Origin of the sequence: Flavobacterium enshiense (assembly GCF_022836875.1) — a bacterium.
Classification (GTDB): Bacteria; Bacteroidota; Bacteroidia; order Flavobacteriales; family Flavobacteriaceae; genus Flavobacterium; species Flavobacterium enshiense_A.
On sequence record NZ_CP090376.1, the window covers coordinates 984,284 to 1,003,709 of the forward strand.

Below are 19,426 nucleotides of genomic sequence, written 5' to 3' on the forward strand. Positions count from 1 at the left end.
AAAAAATAATTAATAATATTCCAAAGATAAACTTTTTTATGGAGCAAACAAGTTTTTTATAAAATATTTTTAAAAAAACTGTTTAAGTGTTGAGAAATTCAGATGAAAGTTATTTGAATGTTAAATAATTAAAAAAACGACCCGGAGGTCGTCTTTTGTTTATTGTTTTAAGTCAAGTTTTATGGATAATTCATCCATTTGCTTGTCGTCTATGTGGGATGGTGCATCAATCATAACATCTCTTCCTGAGTTGTTTTTTGGAAAGGCAATGAAATCCCTGATGGTTTCCTGTCCGCCCAAAATCGCTACCAATCTATCCAATCCAAAGGCTAAACCTCCGTGCGGCGGTGCGCCGAACTGGAAAGCGTCCATTAGGAATCCAAATTGGTTTTTTGCTTCTTCTTCGGTGAAACCTAAATACTTGAACATTAATTGTTGTGTTTCTTTATCGTGGATACGGATAGAACCTCCTCCGATTTCGTTTCCGTTCAAAACCATGTCGTAGGCATTGGCGCGTACTTTACCTGGTTCGGTAGCTAATAAGTCAATGTCCTCCGGTTTAGGTGACGTGAACGGGTGGTGCATCGCGTGATAACGTCCACTTTCTTCATCGAATTCCAACAACGGGAAATCAACAACCCATAAAGGAGCGAATTCATCCGGTTTACGCAGTCCTAAGCGTGTAGCTACTTCCATACGAAGTGCGCTTAATTGTGCTCTGGTTTTGTTAGCCGGTCCGGATAACACGAAAATAATATCGCCTTGTTTTGCTCCTGTCGCTTCGGCCCATTTCTTCAAATCTTCCTGATCGTAGAATTTGTCCACAGAGGATTTAAGACTTCCATCAGCTTCATATTTACAGTATACCATTCCCGAAGCGCCAACCTGAGGTCGTTTTACCCAGTCAATTAAAGCATCGATTTCTTTTCTCGTATAAGCAGCTCCTCCCGGAACAGCAATTCCAACTACTAATTCCGCCGAATTGAATACGCCGAAATCTTTATGTTGTGTAACGGCATTTAATTCGCCAAACTCCATTCCGAAACGGATGTCCGGTTTGTCGTTACCGTAGGTTTTCATGGCATGTTCGTAGGTCATTCTCGGGAATTTATCTACTTCGATACCTTTTATTTCTTTTAATAAATGTCTTGTAAGTCCTTCGAACATATTCAAAATATCCTCTTGCCCTACAAAAGCCATTTCACAGTCGATTTGCGTAAATTCCGGCTGACGGTCCGCACGTAAATCCTCATCGCGGAAACATTTTACGATTTGGAAGTATTTGTCCATGCCGCCCACCATCAACAATTGTTTGAAGGTTTGCGGTGATTGTGGCAAGGCGTAAAACTGTCCTGGATTCATACGAGAAGGCACTACAAAATCACGTGCTCCTTCCGGAGTCGATTTAATCAAATAAGGTGTTTCTACTTCGCAGAAATCCTGTGCCGAAAGATAATTGCGTACCTCCTGTGCTACTTTATGACGGAATAACAAACTGTTTTTAACCGGATTTCTTCGGATATCCAAATAACGGTATTTCATACGAATGTCTTCACCGCCGTCTGTTTCATCTTCGATAGTGAAAGGGGGAGTAATCGCTTCGTTTAAAACGGTTAATTCCGAAACCAGGATTTCAATATCACCGGTTGGCATGTTCGGGTTTTTCGACTCACGTTCGATGACTTTTCCTTTTACCTGAATTACGAATTCGCGGCCTAATGTTTTGGCCAGTTCAAATACGGCTTTATCGGTACGGCTTTCATCGAAAATTAATTGTGTAATCCCGTAACGGTCACGAAGGTCAACCCAAATCATGAAACCTTTGTCTCTTGATTTTTGAACCCAACCCGCAAGTGTTACTTCTGTATTGATATTGGAAGCGTTTAGTGCTCCGCAATTATGACTTCTGTACATTTTTATAAAATTTGATGCAAATTTAAGTTTTTTTTTGAGTTTGAAAGTTGGGTTTTTAATATTAGAGATAATTTTAATTTTGTAGGATTTTACTTTGTCGTGTTAAGTTTTGTTTCTATGTTACCGAATTGTTATCTAAAAGTTTATTTAGTGTAAAATATGTCGTAATTTAGAGTAATATTTTAGCTAACCTATTAAAATACAGATACTATGAGAAAGACTTTATTCGTGGGATTGTTGCTGATGGCAGGAGTGGTTTCCGCTCAGAAAATTGAACCAAAATATCAGGCTGTAGGGAAACAGGTAAAAGCGACCTATTATTATGATAACGGTCAGATAAAACAGGAAGGTTTTTACAAAGACGGGAAACTGAACGGAAAATGGATAGCTTATAACGAAGATGGTTCCAAACAATCGATAGGAGAATATTCAAAAGGTGTAAAAACCGGAAAATGGTTCTTTTGGAACAACGCCACACTGGCAGAAGTGGATTACAACCACAGTAAGATCGTTGAAATAAAAAAATGGACTAAAGACGCGATAGTAAACAGGAATTAACCACGGTCTGCTTTCGAGAAAAGGTTATACCTGTTTATAAAGACGGATTCAATACCAGCGTCTTTGAGGGGGAATGGCTGTTACAGAGTAGTGACAGCCATTCTTGTTTTTAGTCGGAAAAATAAATTTTAAAAAGGGGTTAAATCTGACAAAATTGATATATTTGATTTCTCAATCAAAAAAATATAACATAATGAAGAGACTTTTTTTAACAGTAACTACTTTGCTGCTGACTGCTGCAGCTATCGCACAGAATAAAGATTGTGCTACTTTTTCTGCCACTATTGCAAACGGCCCTAACGAAGCCACAATTACTTCGAGAGGAAAATTGGTTAAAAAAATCAGTGGAAAAAACGGTGTTTTTAAAGATACTTTAAGAGTAAAAGAGGGTTTGTATGAATTGCATGTAGGTGAGGAGTATACCGATTTGTATCTGAAAAATGGCTATGATTTAAAATTGAAGATGGATGTGAATCAGTTTGATGAGTCCGTAGTTTATGAAGGAATCGGGGCACCGGAAAATAATTTTTTAGCTAAACAGATTTTATTGGATGAAAAGCTTGATTTCAATGGATTGATGGCTTCCAATGAAGCAGATTTCAATGCAAAATACAATGAAATATTAAAAAGTAATTTGTCTCGTCTGGACGATAAAAGTCTTTCAACTTCTTTCGTAACACTTCAAAAAAAGCAAATGGAGATGAAATACGGCCAGTTAAAAATGATTTACGATCAAAGAGTACAAGTTGGGAAAATGAACAATACTGTGGCGCCTTCCTTTGATTATGTAAATTACAAAGGCGGAAAGTCAAAGCTGGAAGATTTTAGAGGAAAGTTTGTATACATCGATCTTTGGGCTACCTGGTGCGGACCTTGTCGTGCAGAAATTCCTTTTTTAAAGGATGTTGAAAAAAAATACCATGGTAAAAATATTGTGTTCATGAGTATCTCCATAGACAAACAGACTGATATGGATAAATGGAAAAAAATGGTTAAAGACAAAGAATTAGGCGGTGTACAGCTTTTCGCAGACAACGAATGGAATTCAAAATTTGTGCAGGATTTTAAAGTAACTGGTATTCCAAGATTTATTTTAATTGATCCGAATGGGAAAGTGGTAAACGCGGATGCTCCAAGACCTTCTTCTCCGGAATTAGCTTCCGTTTTTGATAAGTTGTTAAATTAAACGAAAGAAATTTTAAAACAATGAATGGCTGTTACAGAGTAGTGACAGCCATTTTTGTTTCCGGATGTTTCTAAATTTGGTTGTTTTGACGGATTGTATAGGTGTCCTAAGGGCAAAATAAAACCCGCTGCATCACTGTAGCGGGTTTTATAACAATTTAAATTTAAGGATTACATTTCGTGTTTCGGGTTAAAACCGTCTTCACTTAATTCTTTATGAACATAGTCGGCTACCATTTCAGCTTCATAGTCAATTTTTTCTCCTTTAGAGAATTTAGCAACTATTTTCTCCATGATTTCATAAATCACAGGAACGATAATCAGGGTTAGGAATAATGAGGATATTAATCCACCGATGATTACCCAAGCCAAACCATTTTTCCATTCTGCACCAGCTCCAGATGCTAATGCAATTGGGAACATACCAAAAACCATGGCAATAGTAGTCATTAAGATTGGACGCAAACGAGCGTGGTTAGCTTGTATCAATGCCGTACGGATTGTTTCGCCGGCAGCACGACGCTGGTTGGTATAATCCACCAGCATAATCGCGTTTTTACACACTAAACCGATAAGCATGATTATACCCAAAATGGTAAATATATTCAAACTGTTATTGGTTAATCCTAAGGCTAATAAAGCTCCAATGAAAGAAAGCGGGATAGCGAATAATACCACAAACGGGTGCACAAAGCTATCATACAAACTTACCATTACCAGATAAACCAAAATAATAGCTGCCAACAGTGCAATTCCCAAAGTACCAAAACCTTCGTCCTGGTTTTCTTGCTGGCCTCCCCAAATATAATTTACCCCATTTGGTTTTTTAAGTTTCTCTAATTTCGTTTTCCATTCGTTAACAATCGTTCCTGCAGGAACTCCAACGTTTTGTCCTTGTACGGTTACGGAAGCGGTTTTATCTCTTCGCTCTAACTGGCTTGGTCCTGAACCTTCGGAAATTGCAGCAAATTGGGATAATTTGATTTGTTGTCCCGCACTGTTTACGAAAATCAAATTACTGACATCTTCAACACTTTTTCTGTTAAAGGCATCGTATTTAATATTGATGTCGTATTCGTATTCACCGGCTCTAAACTTTCCGTCCGTATTTCCGCTGAAGGCAGTTTGCATTGTTGTACCTACAGTTTGTAAAGTAAGACCTAAAGCGGCCATTTTATCACGATCAACCTGTACGTTTACCTCTGGGTTACCTTCTTCAACCGTTAACTTGATTTCGGTGGTTCCGGCTATGGTGCGCAATTGTGCTTCGGCCTGTTTGGCAAATCCCATTGCGGTTTTTACATCCGGACCGGTTACAATTAGCGCTAATGAAGCATCTTCGGCAGTTCCTAAAATACCTACCGGTACCGTTTTTACTTTAGCGCCGACTAAAACTTTTTCGAGTTTACGTTTAATTTTCGCTGCATATACAGAAGCGTCATCGGTTCTCTTTGACTGATCAATCATTTTAACATCAATTTCAGCTTTGTAAGCCGTAGCCTGAGTCCCGGCAAATCCTTCGGAAGTTTGTCCAATAATGGTAAACTGACTTTCAACATATTGTTCTTTTTTCAAAAAGGCTTCTGCTCTTTGAGTCATGAAGTTGGTTTGTTCTAAGGAAGCGTCTTTTGGCATTTCAATCTGAACTAAAAATTCCCCACTATCCGAACTGGCAAAAAACTCTCCTCCGATAAATCCTCCGCCAAAGAGTCCGAAAATAGTACCGAAAAACAAGACCAAAACAACTAAGATGGTTTTGATGTAATGATCCAAGCACCAAGTTAACAAGTCGGTAACCCAATTAGTAAAACGAGTTAAATACCTTTCGAAGCCTAAAATGATTCTTCCAAATAAGTTTTTACCTTCGATGTGTTCTAATCTACCAAAACGTGAAGATAACCACGGAATAATGGTAAATGAGGCTAACAATGACAACATTGTTGAAATCATTACCGTAACACAAAACTGTGTGATAATGTCTGAAACTAATCCGGAGCTCATGGATATTGGTAAAAACACAACCACAATTACTAAGGTGATAGAAGTTACCGTACCTCCAATTTCGGCTGTTCCGTCAAATGAAGCACGGATTCGGCTTTTACCCATCTCCATATGTCTGTAGATGTTTTCCAGAACCACGATGGCATCATCCACCAAGATACCTACAACAAGAGAAAGTCCCAGCAAACTCATAAGGTTCAGGGTGTATCCCATCAAATATATCCCGATGAAAGTCGCAATTAACGAGGCCGGAATAGATACCATTACAATAAGCGAGTTACGGATACTATGCAGGAAAAACAACATTACAAAAGCAACAAGAATAACTGCAAAAAATAAATCATGAATTACAGAATCCGCTGCATCTAATGTATAAACCGTACTGTCTTTGGCTATTTCTAAAGTAAGATTGTTTGCCGCGTATTCCTTTTGCAGTTTGTCAAGAGATACTTTTAAATGTTCACTTACAGCAACTGCATTCGCATCCGATTGTTTTACAATTTGTAAGATGATGGCGCTTTTTTGATCTACCCTGGAAATTTTTTCGGCTAATTTTTGAGCATCCTGAACGTCGGCAATATCTCTCAAACGGATGTCTATTCCGTTTTGAGAAGAAACTACCAGGTTTCTTAATTCTTCAACATTTTTGTATTTTCCAGCTAAACGAATTAGTATTTTTTGATTTCTGGTTTGAATGTTTCCTGTAGGGAAATCAAGATTCGATGCCAGAATAATTTGTTGTACTTGGGGTACAGAAATGCCGTAACCCTGCATTTTCAAAGCGTCTAAATTCACCTGAATTTCACGTTCCTGACCACCGATAATGTTAACCTGAGCCACACCTTGTACTCGAGATAGTACTGGTGCCACTTTTTTATCAATTAAATCATAAAAGGCAGCTTCGTCCATTTTGGCATTGGCTCCAAGCGTCATAATCGGCAAGTCGCTTAAAGAGAACTTGCTCAATGCGGGTGTCTTAGCATCTTCCGGTAAATCACTGATCAAAGCGTTTACTTTACGTTGTGCGTCGTTCATCGCAACGTCAATGTTGGCCTCAGTGGTTAAAGTAATCGATACTACTGATAAACTTTCATATGATTTGGAATCAATTTTCTTAATGTTTTCCAAAGAGGCAATCCCGTCTTCAATCTTCTTGGTCACCGTATTTTCAATCTCACTTGGAGAAGCTCCCGGATATACGGTAGAAATTGTAATAACGTTTGACTCGAACTTCGGAATCAATTCATAGCCTAATTGGCTATAGGTGAAAAGTCCTCCTAAAGTTAGTATCGTGAACAATACGATTACCAACGAAGGACGTTTAATGGATATTTCGGCTAGTTTCATGTTAGTTTATTTTGTTACCACCAAGTGATTTCAGGTTACTTGGTGTAATTTTGTTTTTACTCTTAATTACAGGGCGATTATTTAATAACTTCTACAGCATTGCCGTCTTGCAAGTTGATTTGTCCCGTAATAATTACGCTTTCACCATCCGATAATCCATCAATAATTTCAACCTGATCTCCTAAAATTCTACCGGCTACCACTTTTCTTAATTTGGCTACACCATTTTCAACTACAAAAAGTTGGTTGCTGTTTACACTTTCCAAAAAAGCTGTTCTTGGAACAATTTTTAAATTTTGTTTTTGGTTTGAGCCAAATTTTGATGTTCCATACATACCTGCTTTTAAGCTGTTGTTGGCGTTGTTGGTTACTTCGATTTCAACAGGAAAATTTAACGATGCGTCTGCTTTAGGGGCAATGAAGGTAATTTTTCCGGAAAAAGTTTTATCAGGATAAACTGTGGAAACAATAGTTACCGATTGTCCTAGCTGTAAGCTGGCCACTTGATTTTCGGTTACAGTAACGTTTAATTTCAATTTGGAAACATCAACAATATCAAACATTTCAGTGGCAGGCATCCCTGTTAATATAGAACCTGGCTCGATATACCTTTTGTTAATATATCCTTTGATAGGTGCTTTAACTTTAGTATCGCCTACATTAATATTTGCCTGAGTTAAACTAGCTTTAGCGTTCGTTAAATTCAATTTTGCCTGATCCAATTGTTGCTTGGTAACCCCGCCTGTTTTATAAGCGTTTTCATAACGGTCGTAGTCAGCTTTAGCATTTTGATATACTGCATTTGCAGTATTAGCATTTACGTTGATAACATCGGCTCTCATAGTTAAAAGCGTTTGTCCTACGGTTACGTAATCTCCTTCGTCTACGAAAACTTTGATTACTTTTCCTGATTTTTCGGCAGAGAAAGTAAGTTCCTGAATTGGTGAAAAAATACCGTTAGCGCTGAAATCTAAGGATACATTTTCGGTCTTTACTGTTGCTACTTTTACGGCGACTGCTGCATTTTTTTCGGCAACAATATCTGTTTTGGCTTTGTTCTCGGCTTTATTTTTATTCAGGATATAGCCTATTAGACCTAATGAGGTAATAATTATAGTTATGGTAATAATAGTCTTTTTCATTTTGGTTGGTTATTTTATAAGTGATTTTAGTTCTGCTCTTGATTTGATTAATGCTACCTCGGCTATTTTATAGTTCAAAACCGCTCTGGTATAATTGTTTTGGGCTTCAAGTGATTCATTTTGAGCGTCCAATAAGTCTGTCAATGATGCTAATCCCTGGAGATAATTGTTTTTTGTGTTTTTCGTAATCTCCATAGCCAATTGCATATTTTCTTTCTGGTTTGAAATGATTACCAAGTTGTTTTCAATTTGAGCTCTTGCGTTTCTGTAATCTAAATCAAGGGAAAGTTCGGTGTCTTTAATGTCTTCCTGAAGTAATTTAATATCAGCCTCGGCTTGCTTTATTTTAGAACGAGTTCCAAAACCCGTAAAAATCGGCACTCTCATGGTTAATCCGACAGACGAATAATCAGACCAATACACGCCATTGGCAGGTTTTGCAAACCATGGCATTTCGGGACCTTGTCCTAAAAAGTTGTAGCCTGCAAATAAAGACAGCGTTGGGTACAGTTGGGCTTTGATTGCTGTTTTTTGATATTCTAATAATTCTTCTTGTTTTTTCAAAAGCAAATATTCCGATCTGTTCTGTGTATTTGGGGCATCAGATAGGATTTCAAGGTTTATTTCATACTCCGACTTTGGTATGATGAATTGAGTTTCTATTGGCATTCCCATATAGAATTTCAATGCGTTTTCTTGTAATTGTATTTGATTGCTAACTTGTTGACGATCTGCATTAATGTTAGATAACTGCACTACAATTCGGTCTAAGTCTATTTTTTTTGCTATTCCGTTGTTGTATTGTCCCTGAACAATATCTCTCACTTTAGCGGTGTTTGCATATGTGCTGTCCAATAAAGCTAATCTCTCGCGTTGCACATACACAGAGTAATAACTCGTAGCAACTCTCTCAATTACCAGTTCTTCAGTCAATTCATTGTTGATTTGATAAAATTCACGAGTAGATTTTGCTGCTCTTAGTCCAGTGAAAACGCTTAAATCGAAGAGGGTCTGGTCTAATCCAATCCCTGCAGTTGAAACCCATTTTTGACCAAAAGTTGCCTGAATAGCAGTTCCCGGAGCGCCAAAAGCAGATCCGTCAATAACGCTGGTTTGTAAAACAGGATTGTATGTTAATCCTCCATTTGCTGTGATCTGAGGTAGTGCCAGCGAGCGAACTTCTTGGATTTTATATTCGCTCTTTTCCATTTCTAACTTTGCTTTCTTGGCTTCAGCCTTATTTTCCAATGCGTAACGCAGAGCGTCTCTCAGGGTCAGCTCTTTTACGTCCTGTGCTTTTGCTGACAAAGCAAGGGTCAAAAGTGAAATTATAAATAAGTTTCTCATTATAGATTAGGGTTTTGTAAGTGTTTTTCAAGTTCTGTAATCCCTTTCGGGGTGGCGATTGCCCTAGTGTGATATTCCAGGGCTTTTATTTCCATCTCGTGTACATCTTTTTCATAAATTGTGTTTTCATTAATGTTGAATATCAATGTGTAATAAAATTCAACAGCTGTTTTGATGTCTAAATCTGTCCGGTATAGACCTTCGCTGATTCCTTTCTCAATATTCTTTCTGAAACTTCCGTTGCAGAATTCAATGCTTTTCTGTTGAATTTTTACATAAATCATCGGATAATGTTTTTTCAGCTGGTATACCGGGGAGGTGTCGTAAGATTTGAACATCTCTTTAAACATTTTCTGGATCTCAAAGTTTTCTTCGATAGCGTTGAAGTTCTCCAGTGTTAAAGCTTCAATTTTATTATTGACATCGTTATGGATTCTGGCTGTAGTCTCTTCAACTAAAATTTCTTTGTTGCAGAAATATTTGTAGATAGTCTTTTTGGAAATACACATTTCACTTGCAATGTCGTCCATCGTCACGCTCTTAAAACCTAGTTTTAAAAACATTTCTTTGGCTTTGGACATGATTTTGTTTTTCATAATCTTAAAAAAAATTCCATGCAAATGTAATCGGAAACTTTAAACACTAAAAAAGTTTCCTAGTTTTTAAATAAAAATTAACATTTGCTTAATATTTGATAAACTCCCGCTTTTGAAGTATTTTAGCCGAAAATTAATTTCATGCATTCCATTTCAGATTATCAGGATATAATTTCCGACCATTTTTCAGCGATTTCAATCGATAGAGAACCTGAAAATTTATATGAGCCTATTCGCTATATTTTGGGTCTGGGCGGGAAACGCATGAGGCCGGTTTTAACATTGATGGCTGCTGAGATATTTAATGCTGATTGTAAACAAGCATTGGCGGCTGCAACAGCTGTGGAAGTTTTTCATAATTTCTCATTAATCCACGATGATATTATGGATGATGCGCCTTTGCGTCGCGGCCATGAAACAGTTCATGAAAAATGGGATATCAATACCGGAATTTTGTCGGGAGATGCCATGCTGATTTTGGCATACCAATATTTCGAACAATACGAGCCAAAAATATTCCGTTCGTTGGCTAAACTATTCAGTAAAACAGCTTTGGAAGTGTGTGAAGGGCAACAATTGGATGTGGATTTTGAAAGCAGGGAAGATGTTACGATTCCGGAATACCTTAAAATGATTGAGTATAAAACTGCTGTTTTGGTAGGTGCTGCCATGAAAATGGGGGCAATTGTAGCTGAAACATCTGAAGAGAATGCGGATTTGATTTACGAATTCGGTTTAAACCTCGGAATTGCTTTCCAATTGCAGGATGATTACCTGGATGCGTTCGGCGATCCGATGACTTTCGGAAAACAAGTAGGAGGGGATATCATTGAGAATAAAAAAACGTACCTTTATCTGAAAGCTATGGAATTTGCCAAAGCATCGGAAAAAGAAGAGTTGTTGCATTTGTTTTCGATTCAGCCAAATGACAATACTGATAAAATTGCATCCGTAAAGGAAATTTTCAACACAACTGGAGCGAGTGAAGTTACGCAGGATGCTATTAAGGAATATACATTCAAGGCATTTGATACGCTGGAAAAAATGCAGATTGACACCGATAAAAAAGAACTTTTAAAAACGTTTGGCGAGAATTTGATGAGCCGAAACGTTTAAGAAATATTAATGACAAACATATAAATTCTAACTTTTATTTATAAAATGTACATAGCACCTCAAAATACCGATTTGTTGCTTTCTGAGGCGCAGAAAGAAGCTTTATATGTGAAATTGGTCGAACAAATCAATAAAGATTTTACGTTTGCCAATGAAACTGTCGATTTCCCTGTTGCCATTGCTCCGATTGATCTGAAAGTGCAATTGCATGAAAAAATCTATCGACTGATTCAGCATAAGTTTGCCGAATATCTCAATTTATTATACATTATCGATGTTCCCGAAGATCAGGTTAAAAAGCTGGACGGTTCCGATTTGGTGGATTTGTCCGAACAGGTTGTCTTCTTGATTTTGAAACGGGAATGGCAGAAAGTCTGGTTTAGAAATAAGCTCTGACAAAAGGCATCCAGGCCTGGCCATAAACGTCATGATCTTCCCGGTACAAAATGTTGTAACGAAAACCAAAGGTTACATTCTGGGATTGATAGCCCAAGCCTAAAAACAAACCGGTATTCCAAAAATTATCTTTAAATTCAGGAGCATAGGGTGTGGCCTTGTAAGTGTTGTTGGCACGTAACTGTTCCACTTCCACAGAAAATTGCGCCTGGGGAATCGGGTTGATAAGTGTAACGAAATTTACGCCGTAAAGATGTGAATCGTAAATATCTGCTTCTTGTACATAGCTGTACTGAAGTCCCATTCCTGCTGCAAAAAACTGATTAATAGGGTAGATTGCTCCTGGTGCAATATAGATATTAGTATATTGGTTGCTGATGCTTAAACCGACTCCGCCGCCAAATTGCAGTCTTTTCCAAAAATCACTTTTTTGTTTGGGTATGGTGTCATTCTGTGCCTTAATGGAATGAGGAAGTGTTAAAAAAAGAAAACAAGTCAGAGCTATTGTTAAAAAGTGCGATAATTTTGTTTTCAACTTCATCATTAGGAATATTTTATGATATAAAAGTATGAAAAACATTAGAAGATTATTCTAAAGAGTTGTACTTTTGCGTAAAATTTTTTTAACCCAAAATCGTCATTCGACAGAGTTATGGATAGGTTTTCTTTTTTAAACGCAGCACATACGGCTTTTTTTGCCGATTTATACGATCAATATTTACAGAACCCAGACAGTGTAGAACCAAGTTGGAGAAGTTTCTTCCAAGGGTTTGACTTCGCCAATGAATTTAATGGCAGCCCAGTGGATGGACTGATGAATATGGCTGATGGGGCTGATTGCTCTGTAGTTTCTGATAAACTGCAAAAAGAATTTAACGTTTTAAAACTGATTGACGCTTACAGAACGCGAGGACATTTATTTACTAAAACTAATCCGGTTCGCGAAAGAAGAACATATTCTCCGGACTTGGCAATTGAGAACTTCGGATTGTCTTCTGCCGATCTGAATATGGTTTTTGATGCGGCACGAATAGTAAACTTAAACCCGTGTTCGCTTCAGGAAATTTTAAACCACCTGAATAAGGTATATTGCGAATCCATCGGAATCGAGTATATGTACATTCCGGACCCTAAAGTGGTGGAATGGATTCAAAAGCGTTTGGATATCAATGATAATCAGCCAAGCTTCAATACCGATGATAAAAAACGCATTCTTAAAAAATTAAACGAAGCGGTTTCTTTTGAGAATTTCCTTCATACTAAATATGTAGGTCAGAAACGTTTCTCGTTAGAAGGAATCGAATCGGCTATCCCGGCATTGGACTTCTTAATTGAAGCTGCTGCCGATAAAGGTGTGGAGCAATTCGTAATGGGAATGGCACATCGTGGTCGTCTGAATGTATTGGCGAATGTTTTCGGAAAATCAACTCAGGATATTTTCTCTGAATTTGACGGGAAAGATTATGACGATGACGCTTTGTTTGATGGTGATGTAAAATATCACTTAGGTTTAACAGCCGATCGTCAGACCCAAAGTGGAAAAAAAATCAATGTAAACTTAGCGCCAAATCCTTCGCACCTTGAAACAGTAGGAGCGGTTATCGAAGGGATTACCAGAGCGAAACAAGATAAATATTACCCGCAAGATTTTTCAAAAGTATTGCCTATTGCAGTACATGGAGATGCAGCGGTTGCCGGCCAGGGTATCGTGTATGAAATCATACAGATGGCTAAATTGGACGGATACAAAACCAATGGTACCATTCATGTGGTATTGAACAATCAGGTTGGATTTACAACAAACTATCTTGATGCACGTTCATCTACCTATTGTACAGATATTGCAAAAGTAACGTTATCTCCTGTGTTACACGTAAATGCAGAGGATGCAGAGGCGGTAGTACACGCTATGTTATTTGCTTTGGAATACAGAATGGAGTTTGGAACTGACGTGTTCATCGACTTATTAGGATATAGAAAATACGGGCACAATGAAGGTGATGAGCCTCGTTTCACCCAACCAAAATTATACAAATCCATTTCGAGACAGAAAAACCCAAGAGATATCTACGCTGAGAAATTAAAAGCAGAAGGTTCTATCGACGGAAACTACGTTTCGCAATTGGAAGCTGAGTACAAATCGAACCTGGAGCAGAGTCTGGAAGAATCCCGTAAAAGAGATTTGACGGTGATTAAACCATTCATGCAGGACGAGTGGAAAGGTTTCGAACAGGCAGAAGCCGATGTAATGCTTCAGAAGTTTGATACGAAAGTTGATAAAGCAATCTTAACGGATATCGCGAAAACGGTAACTGAATTACCTTCAGATAAAAAATTCATAAGCAAAATCACAAAACTTATCGGTGACAGAAAAACCATGTTCTTCGAAAACGATAAATTGGATTGGGCGATGGGAGAGATGTTGGCTTACGGTTCGTTGTTAACGGAAGGATATGATGTTCGTATCTCCGGTCAGGACGTAGAGCGCGGAACGTTCTCTCACCGTCATGCGGTTGTAAAAGTTGAAGATTCAGAAGAAGAAGTGATCTTGTTGGATCACATTCCAAACAAAAAAGGAAACTTCTTTGTATATAACTCACACCTTTCAGAATACGGTGTTTTAGGATTTGAGTATGGTTATGCCCTTGCAAATCCAAACGCGCTGACTATCTGGGAGGCTCAGTTTGGTGATTTCGGAAACGGAGCCCAAATCATGATTGACCAGTATATTTCGGCAGCGGAAGACAAATGGAACAATCAAAACGGAATCGTAATGTTGTTACCTCACGGTTACGAAAACCAAGGTGCTGAACACTCTTCTGCACGTATGGAGCGTTTCCTACAGTTGTGTGCACACCACAATATGTATGTAGCGGATTGTACCACACCTGCTAACTTCTTCCACTTGTTGAGAAGACAGTTGGTAACGAAATTCCGTAAACCGTTGGTAGTGTTTACACCGAAGAGTTTATTGCGTCACCCGGAAGCGGTTTCTTCTGTTGCAGAATTTGCAAACGGACAATTCCAGGAGGTAATCGACGATGTGAACGTGAATCCTGCAGATGTTAAATCGTTAGTATTCTGTACAGGTAAGTTCTACTATGACCTGAAAGCAGAAAGAGAAGCGAACGGAAGAACGGATGTTGCTTTGGTACGTGTTGAGCAATTGTTCCCGTTACCAGTCGAGCAAATGAAAGCTATAATTGCTAAATACCCGAATGCGGATGATTTCGTTTGGGCACAGGAAGAGCCAAGAAACATGGGTGCTTATGGCTATATGTTGATGCATTTCCATGAAGTGAAGTTCAGAGTGGCATCGCCAAAAGCATACAGTGCGCCGGCAGCAGGAAGTTATGTACGTTCTAAAAAGCGTCATGCAGCGGCTATCGCTATGGTTTTTGACAAGAATTTATTCCAATAAAATTGTATTTTTGAGAAAGTAAGATAATAACAACACCTATAAAATTATATACTGATGATTTTAGAAATGAAAGTCCCTTCACCGGGAGAATCAATCAAAGAAGTAGAAATCGCTACTTGGTTAGTTAAAGATGGAGATTATGTAGAAAAAGACCAGGCAATTGCTGAGGTTGACTCTGATAAAGCTACCTTAGAATTACCAGCAGAAGCAAGCGGAATCATTACGCTTAAAGCAGAAGAAGGTGATGCAGTGGCAGTAGGTCAGGTGGTGTGTTTAATTGATACAGCGGCAGCAAAACCAGAAGCAAATGGTGCTCCTGCAGTTGCGGAAAAAGCGGCTGAAGCTCCAAAGGCTGAGACTCCGAAAGCGGCTCCGGCTCCTGTAGCAACAACGTATGCTACAAGTGCTCCTTCACCGGCAGCAAGAAAAATATTAGAAGAGAAAAGTATTCAGCCTTCAGAGATCACTGGAACTGGAAAAGGTGGAAGAATTACCAAAGAAGATGCAGTAAACGCTGTTCCTTCAATGGGTACGCCAACAGGAGGTTCTCGTGGTGCTGAAAGAACAAAATTATCAATGTTGCGTCGTAAAGTTGCTGAGCGTTTGGTATCGGCTAAAAACGAAACAGCAATGTTGACTACTTTCAACGAGGTAGACATGAGCGCGATCTATGCAATCCGCGATCAGTATAAAGAAGAATTCAAAGCGAAACACGGTTTAGGTTTAGGTTTCATGTCATTCTTCACTAAAGCAGTTACACGTGCATTACAATTGTACCCGGATGTAAATTCGATGATAGACGGTCAGGAGAAAATCTCTTATGATTTCTGTGATATCTCGGTAGCGGTTTCTGGTCCGAAAGGATTAATGGTGCCGGTAGTTCGTAGTGCAGAGTTATTAACTTTCAGAGGTGTTGAAGCTGAAATCAAACGTTTGGCTTTACGTGCTCGTGACGGACAAATTACAGTTGATGAAATGACAGGAGGAACATTCACTATTTCAAATGGTGGTGTTTTCGGAAGTATGTTGTCAACTCCAATCATCAACCCTCCGCAATCAGGTATCCTAGGAATGCACAATGTGGTGGACAGAGCTATCGTTAAAAACGGTCAGATCGTTATCGCTCCGGTAATGTTCGTGGCGTTATCATACGATCACAGAATCATCGACGGACGTGAGTCTGTAGGTTTCTTGGTAGCTGTTAAAGAAGCATTGGAAAATCCGATGGAAATCCTAATGGACAACAATCCTAAAAAAGCTTTAGAACTATAGTCATTGCGAGGCAACGAAGCAATCTCTTGATATATAAAAAATCCCGCTTAGTAATGAGCGGGATTTTTTTATGAATTTGATTGTGGGCACGACTTGCTGTTAGGAGCCGGTTTGGTTTTTCAGTTTTTTATATTCTCGGATTAACTCTTTGAGTTGTCGGTTTGATGTAACGTCGATCTGTTTATCCGATAGAAAATGTTTGAATCTGAATTGGCTTTTATAATTTTTTGAGATTATTACCTGATCAACAATAAAGAGCTGATTCCTTAAATGTTGTTTTTCATTTTCGAGACTTTCCAAGCTTTCAAATTTATCTTTTAAGTCTCTACGAAAAGTAGTTGTGTTGAATGGTATGGAATTTAAAAGTTGCATTTGTTTTTTAGACTTGAAATCTAAACTTGCAATAATTTTAATGGCAATTTCTTCAATATCTTTCTTTGATAAGGTGTCCATTTTTGCAGGCAGAAAGGATTCTGGTTTGTATTTTTTCTTTGTCATATTTCAGATTAGGTTTTTTTAAGCTGGCGCATATGGTTTTGGGGTTTGGCCGCCGTTGCGGTAAATTTAAGAAAAATATGTTATGAAATGCGTTGCTCGAAAACTCGATAGCGCGGATTTACTTCGTCAGTTCGGCTAAAGCCTCGGGTGCAATCCGTGCTGCCCAAAACAGGAGAAGCTTGAAATCATGCTGGTTTGACTGCCGCTATAGAGGTTGTTTAGTTGTTTTTTTGAATTTGATTGTGGGCACGGATTGTAAATCCGCGCTATCGGGGGCTGTTAAAGAAGCATTGGAAAACCCTATGGAAATCTTAATGGACAACAATCCTAAGAAAGCTTTAGAACTTTAGTAGTTTTATTCTATAAATCAAGAATCCCGCTTAGTAATGAGCGAGATTTTTTTGTTTCTGATATTTGCTGAATGCTTGAAAGAAAATATTAAAATGAAAAAATGAACCCAGCTAATTTTTGAAAACTGCTGTTGTTCGACGTTTCTTTTTTAGGTAGTTATAAATTCCCTATTTTTTATTTAGCGGAATAGAAAACCCTCCAGCGAATGCTCCCGAAAATTGTTCTGCAGTAGGGTGGTAATAGTAGGTGAACTTAATTTCGAAATTGTGTCTACGCCCTATCGCCAAACCTACTGAGAAGGGGATGTGTGTCACCACTCCGTTTTTTTTCAGGTTTGTAAAGGGTGTGTACGTTTGAAATGAGCCTGCGGACAGACCCACACCTGATTCAAGAAAAGGTGCAACGTAAGGAATGGGCGCACTGATACGAGCTTTTGCTCCAAGTAAAAAGGCATTGGATTTAATTTTGTATTCCTCCATGCCTGGTTCATCAGAGTCTCCTGAAGCTATGATAACTCCGGCATAGGGTCTGAAAGCGAACCAGCTCTTCAAGTTCCACACATATTCTCCCTGTGCATAAAATCCTGATCCGGTTAAATCCGCTTCATCATAGGGGGCGCACATGCCAAGTCCCACAGCTACGTTTATGTATTCGGATTTTTTTTCTTGTGCAAGTGTTGCATTGTAAAATAAGATGGAAAAGATAAGGACAACGAAGGAAGAATGCAGTTTGTTCATTTTGGTTTTTAATTTGATGCCGCGAATTTAATGTTAATTATTTTAAAAGAATCCTTACATTATCTATTTTTTCGGTACGTTGGAAACCTATAACGTCCCGCCGGCTTTAAGAAGTTGGGGATTTTTGTTCCCGAACCATTCCATTAGGACTGAAGTCAAATATACAAAAAGACCATTCCATTATACACCCAAACCCCAATTTCTTAAAACCGCTGTTGTGAGAAGTGCTAATAATGTTTAATGAGCTCTTATATTTTAAATAGCTCAGTTCCTTTCATCCAGAAGATTTCAGATTCTAAGAAATGAAGCCTTGTTTTAACTATTTTATCAGTTTTGTCTCTAGGGGATTTTATTATAAATCTCGCTTTGGAATTAGTAAAATTCAAAGTATATTTTTCCTCTAAATCTTTTTGTTTATCAGAATAGAATGAAATCACGTTGTTTTTCATAGTCCATTTTCCTTTACCATAAATATTTTTTTCGGATGGAATTTCAAATTTAACGTTTGAATAATAGTGGAAGAAAAATGTTCCGTTTTCGTTTAAAGTCAATTTCCATTCTTTTAAATCACTTTCTTTAGTTTTACTTGAAAGTAGGTAATCGCCAACAGCTTTATTCTCTTGAGAGTATAACGTTAAATTTGATATTAAGATTAAAATTGTAAAAATCGTTTTCATAGGAATTGTTTTATATGTAATTTTCTGTTAGTTTTTTCTTAATTTTACGCATCTCACTGCATTTCCCACAACTCATAAATATATACATTAACGAGCCTCTGCAAACCTAACTATAATAAAACACTTACACAATCACCAAATTTGGTGATATTTCAAAAAGTTTTATGGAATACTCTAAACGCGTTTCAAAAGAATATTTTTTAAGATTTTGAAACATAATCTGTTTCAAAATTTTTATATTTGAAAAAATGAAACAGTTTTTGTTTCAAATTGTTTTTTTATTTGAAAATGCAACAATGAAAGAAGGTGCTAGTTTAAAAAACCTATTGGGATTAACGCAAGAGGATACTGCTTACATGTTAGGTATTGATAGAGGACAATGGTCAATGTTTGTTTCCGGAAAACGTGATTTACCCTTGGCAGCCGTGCAGCAATTAGGGGTTGTACTAGAACATCTGAAGGAAAAGAAAAGTGTCTGCAAGGAAAGCCAGGCTATCGCCAAAGCGGAGAAACAACTGGTTCAAGAAAAATTGCAGCGCGACTATAGCGATGTGCAAATCAAGTTGTATAAGGTTGTCAAACAAATCAGCACTATTGAAAATATACGTAACGAGAGTTTTGCGGCCTTGGAAGTCGCTGCGTTTTTAGAACAGCAAAAAGAGTACGACAATAGGAGTTCTCTGATCAGAGGTATTCGCGTAAGAGCAACCAACACCCTGAAGAAACATAATCTGTATGTTTTAGAAGCGTTACAGCTGAAAAAGGAAAACCTTGAGGCCTTAAAAATCAGTCTGGAGCAAAAAATGAAAAAGTAATTGCATCATAAACAAAAAAAATCCCGCTCGATTTGAACGGGATTTTTTTGTTG

16 protein-coding genes are annotated in these 19,426 nt (G+C 37.9%); 7 read left to right on the top strand and 9 right to left on the bottom strand.

The annotated features are described in order from the left end of the window. Positions 1–159 precede the first annotated feature (159 nt). On the bottom strand, positions 160–1,914 hold the full coding sequence (aspS, locus tag LZF87_RS04420) for an aspartate--tRNA ligase (protein ID WP_244342033.1): 1,755 nt from the start codon (positions 1,912–1,914) through the stop codon (positions 160–162). Between the two features lie 210 nt (positions 1,915–2,124). Here aspS and LZF87_RS04425 point away from each other — a divergent pair, with 210 nt between their 5' ends. Together LZF87_RS04425 and LZF87_RS04430 are read left to right on the top strand one after the other, a co-directional pair. Beyond that, a complete protein-coding gene (locus LZF87_RS04425) occupies positions 2,125–2,472 on the top strand; it encodes a toxin-antitoxin system YwqK family antitoxin (protein WP_244342034.1) in 348 nt (115 codons plus the stop codon). A 193-nt stretch (positions 2,473–2,665) separates the two neighbouring features. Further along, positions 2,666–3,658: a TlpA family protein disulfide reductase gene (locus tag LZF87_RS04430; protein ID WP_244342035.1), complete on the top strand. Its 993-nt coding sequence runs from the start codon at positions 2,666–2,668 to the stop codon at positions 3,656–3,658. 170 nt (positions 3,659–3,828) lie between these two features. On the opposite strand, the gene LZF87_RS04435 is transcribed toward LZF87_RS04430, so the two are convergent. The 4 genes from LZF87_RS04435 to LZF87_RS04450 form a co-directional block, all read right to left on the bottom strand. After that, positions 3,829–7,005: an efflux RND transporter permease subunit gene (locus LZF87_RS04435; protein ID WP_244342036.1), complete on the bottom strand. Its 3,177-nt coding sequence runs from the start codon at positions 7,003–7,005 to the stop codon at positions 3,829–3,831. 77 nt (positions 7,006–7,082) lie between these two features. Further along, a complete protein-coding gene (locus LZF87_RS04440) occupies positions 7,083–8,147 on the bottom strand; it encodes an efflux RND transporter periplasmic adaptor subunit (protein WP_244342037.1) in 1,065 nt (354 codons plus the stop codon). Positions 8,148–8,156: 9 nt separating this feature from the next. Next, positions 8,157–9,494: a TolC family protein gene (locus LZF87_RS04445; protein ID WP_244342038.1), complete on the bottom strand. Its 1,338-nt coding sequence runs from the start codon at positions 9,492–9,494 to the stop codon at positions 8,157–8,159. Then, positions 9,494–10,090 (bottom strand): TetR/AcrR family transcriptional regulator, encoded by a 597-nt coding sequence (locus LZF87_RS04450; protein WP_244342039.1) that lies wholly within the window; start codon positions 10,088–10,090, stop codon positions 9,494–9,496. Before LZF87_RS04450 ends, LZF87_RS04445 begins: the two co-directional genes overlap by 1 nt. A 141-nt stretch (positions 10,091–10,231) precedes the next feature. Here LZF87_RS04450 and LZF87_RS04455 point away from each other — a divergent pair, with 141 nt between their 5' ends. Together LZF87_RS04455 and LZF87_RS04460 are read left to right on the top strand one after the other, a co-directional pair. After that, positions 10,232–11,206, top strand: a complete 975-nt coding sequence (locus tag LZF87_RS04455) for a polyprenyl synthetase family protein (RefSeq protein WP_244342040.1) — start codon at positions 10,232–10,234, stop codon at positions 11,204–11,206. 45 nt (positions 11,207–11,251) lie between these two features. Then, complete coding sequence (locus tag LZF87_RS04460; protein ID WP_244342041.1) at positions 11,252–11,602, top strand: hypothetical protein; 351 nt, start codon at positions 11,252–11,254, stop codon at positions 11,600–11,602. Here LZF87_RS04460 and LZF87_RS04465 read toward each other — a convergent pair. Next, complete coding sequence (locus tag LZF87_RS04465; RefSeq protein ID WP_244342042.1) at positions 11,586–12,146, bottom strand: hypothetical protein; 561 nt, start codon at positions 12,144–12,146, stop codon at positions 11,586–11,588. The two genes, LZF87_RS04460 and LZF87_RS04465, sit on opposite strands and share 17 nt — an antisense overlap. A gap of 108 nt (positions 12,147–12,254) precedes the next feature. Between LZF87_RS04465 and LZF87_RS04470 the strand changes: the two genes are divergently transcribed. Beyond that, on the top strand, positions 12,255–15,023 hold the full coding sequence (locus tag LZF87_RS04470; protein ID WP_244342043.1) for a 2-oxoglutarate dehydrogenase E1 component: 2,769 nt from the start codon (positions 12,255–12,257) through the stop codon (positions 15,021–15,023). A 54-nt stretch (positions 15,024–15,077) separates the two neighbouring features. Then, positions 15,078–16,295: a 2-oxoglutarate dehydrogenase complex dihydrolipoyllysine-residue succinyltransferase gene (gene odhB, locus LZF87_RS04475; RefSeq protein ID WP_244342044.1), complete on the top strand. Its 1,218-nt coding sequence runs from the start codon at positions 15,078–15,080 to the stop codon at positions 16,293–16,295. Between the two features lie 99 nt (positions 16,296–16,394). On the opposite strand, the gene LZF87_RS04480 is transcribed toward odhB, so the two are convergent. From LZF87_RS04480 to LZF87_RS04490, 3 genes are all read right to left on the bottom strand, one after another. After that, on the bottom strand, positions 16,395–16,793 hold the full coding sequence (locus LZF87_RS04480) for a hypothetical protein (RefSeq protein WP_244342045.1): 399 nt from the start codon (positions 16,791–16,793) through the stop codon (positions 16,395–16,397). A gap of 518 nt (positions 16,794–17,311) precedes the next feature. After that, a complete protein-coding gene (locus tag LZF87_RS04485; protein ID WP_244342046.1) occupies positions 17,312–17,881 on the bottom strand; it encodes a hypothetical protein in 570 nt (189 codons plus the stop codon). Between the two features lie 248 nt (positions 17,882–18,129). After that, positions 18,130–18,558 (bottom strand): hypothetical protein, encoded by a 429-nt coding sequence (locus LZF87_RS04490; protein WP_244342047.1) that lies wholly within the window; start codon positions 18,556–18,558, stop codon positions 18,130–18,132. Positions 18,559–18,806: 248 nt separating this feature from the next. Here LZF87_RS04490 and LZF87_RS04495 point away from each other — a divergent pair, with 248 nt between their 5' ends. Then, positions 18,807–19,373, top strand: coding sequence for a helix-turn-helix domain-containing protein (locus tag LZF87_RS04495; RefSeq protein WP_244342048.1), 567 nt, complete (start codon positions 18,807–18,809; stop codon positions 19,371–19,373). The last annotated feature ends 53 nt before the right edge of the window (positions 19,374–19,426 follow it).

Bases quoted from the DNA above. Each gene is read 5' to 3' on its own strand.
- LZF87_RS04470 (WP_244342043.1), top strand. From the start codon at position 12,255: ATGGATAGGTTTTCTTTTTTAAACGCAGCACATACGGCTTTTTTTGCC.
- LZF87_RS04490 (WP_244342047.1), bottom strand. From the start codon at position 18,558: ATGAAAACGATTTTTACAATTTTAATCTTAATATCAAATTTAACGTTA.
- aspS (WP_244342033.1), bottom strand. From the start codon at position 1,914: ATGTACAGAAGTCATAATTGCGGAGCACTAAACGCTTCCAATATCAAT.
- LZF87_RS04465 (WP_244342042.1), bottom strand. From the start codon at position 12,146: ATGATGAAGTTGAAAACAAAATTATCGCACTTTTTAACAATAGCTCTG.
- LZF87_RS04425 (WP_244342034.1), top strand. From the start codon at position 2,125: ATGAGAAAGACTTTATTCGTGGGATTGTTGCTGATGGCAGGAGTGGTT.
- LZF87_RS04480 (WP_244342045.1), bottom strand. From the start codon at position 16,793: ATGACAAAGAAAAAATACAAACCAGAATCCTTTCTGCCTGCAAAAATG.
- LZF87_RS04450 (WP_244342039.1), bottom strand. From the start codon at position 10,090: ATGAAAAACAAAATCATGTCCAAAGCCAAAGAAATGTTTTTAAAACTA.
- LZF87_RS04440 (WP_244342037.1), bottom strand. From the start codon at position 8,147: ATGAAAAAGACTATTATTACCATAACTATAATTATTACCTCATTAGGT.
- LZF87_RS04495 (WP_244342048.1), top strand. From the start codon at position 18,807: ATGAAACAGTTTTTGTTTCAAATTGTTTTTTTATTTGAAAATGCAACA.
- LZF87_RS04445 (WP_244342038.1), bottom strand. From the start codon at position 9,494: ATGAGAAACTTATTTATAATTTCACTTTTGACCCTTGCTTTGTCAGCA.
- LZF87_RS04435 (WP_244342036.1), bottom strand. From the start codon at position 7,005: ATGAAACTAGCCGAAATATCCATTAAACGTCCTTCGTTGGTAATCGTA.
- LZF87_RS04430 (WP_244342035.1), top strand. From the start codon at position 2,666: ATGAAGAGACTTTTTTTAACAGTAACTACTTTGCTGCTGACTGCTGCA.
- odhB (WP_244342044.1), top strand. From the start codon at position 15,078: ATGATTTTAGAAATGAAAGTCCCTTCACCGGGAGAATCAATCAAAGAA.
- LZF87_RS04485 (WP_244342046.1), bottom strand. From the start codon at position 17,881: ATGAACAAACTGCATTCTTCCTTCGTTGTCCTTATCTTTTCCATCTTA.
- LZF87_RS04460 (WP_244342041.1), top strand. From the start codon at position 11,252: ATGTACATAGCACCTCAAAATACCGATTTGTTGCTTTCTGAGGCGCAG.
- LZF87_RS04455 (WP_244342040.1), top strand. From the start codon at position 10,232: ATGCATTCCATTTCAGATTATCAGGATATAATTTCCGACCATTTTTCA.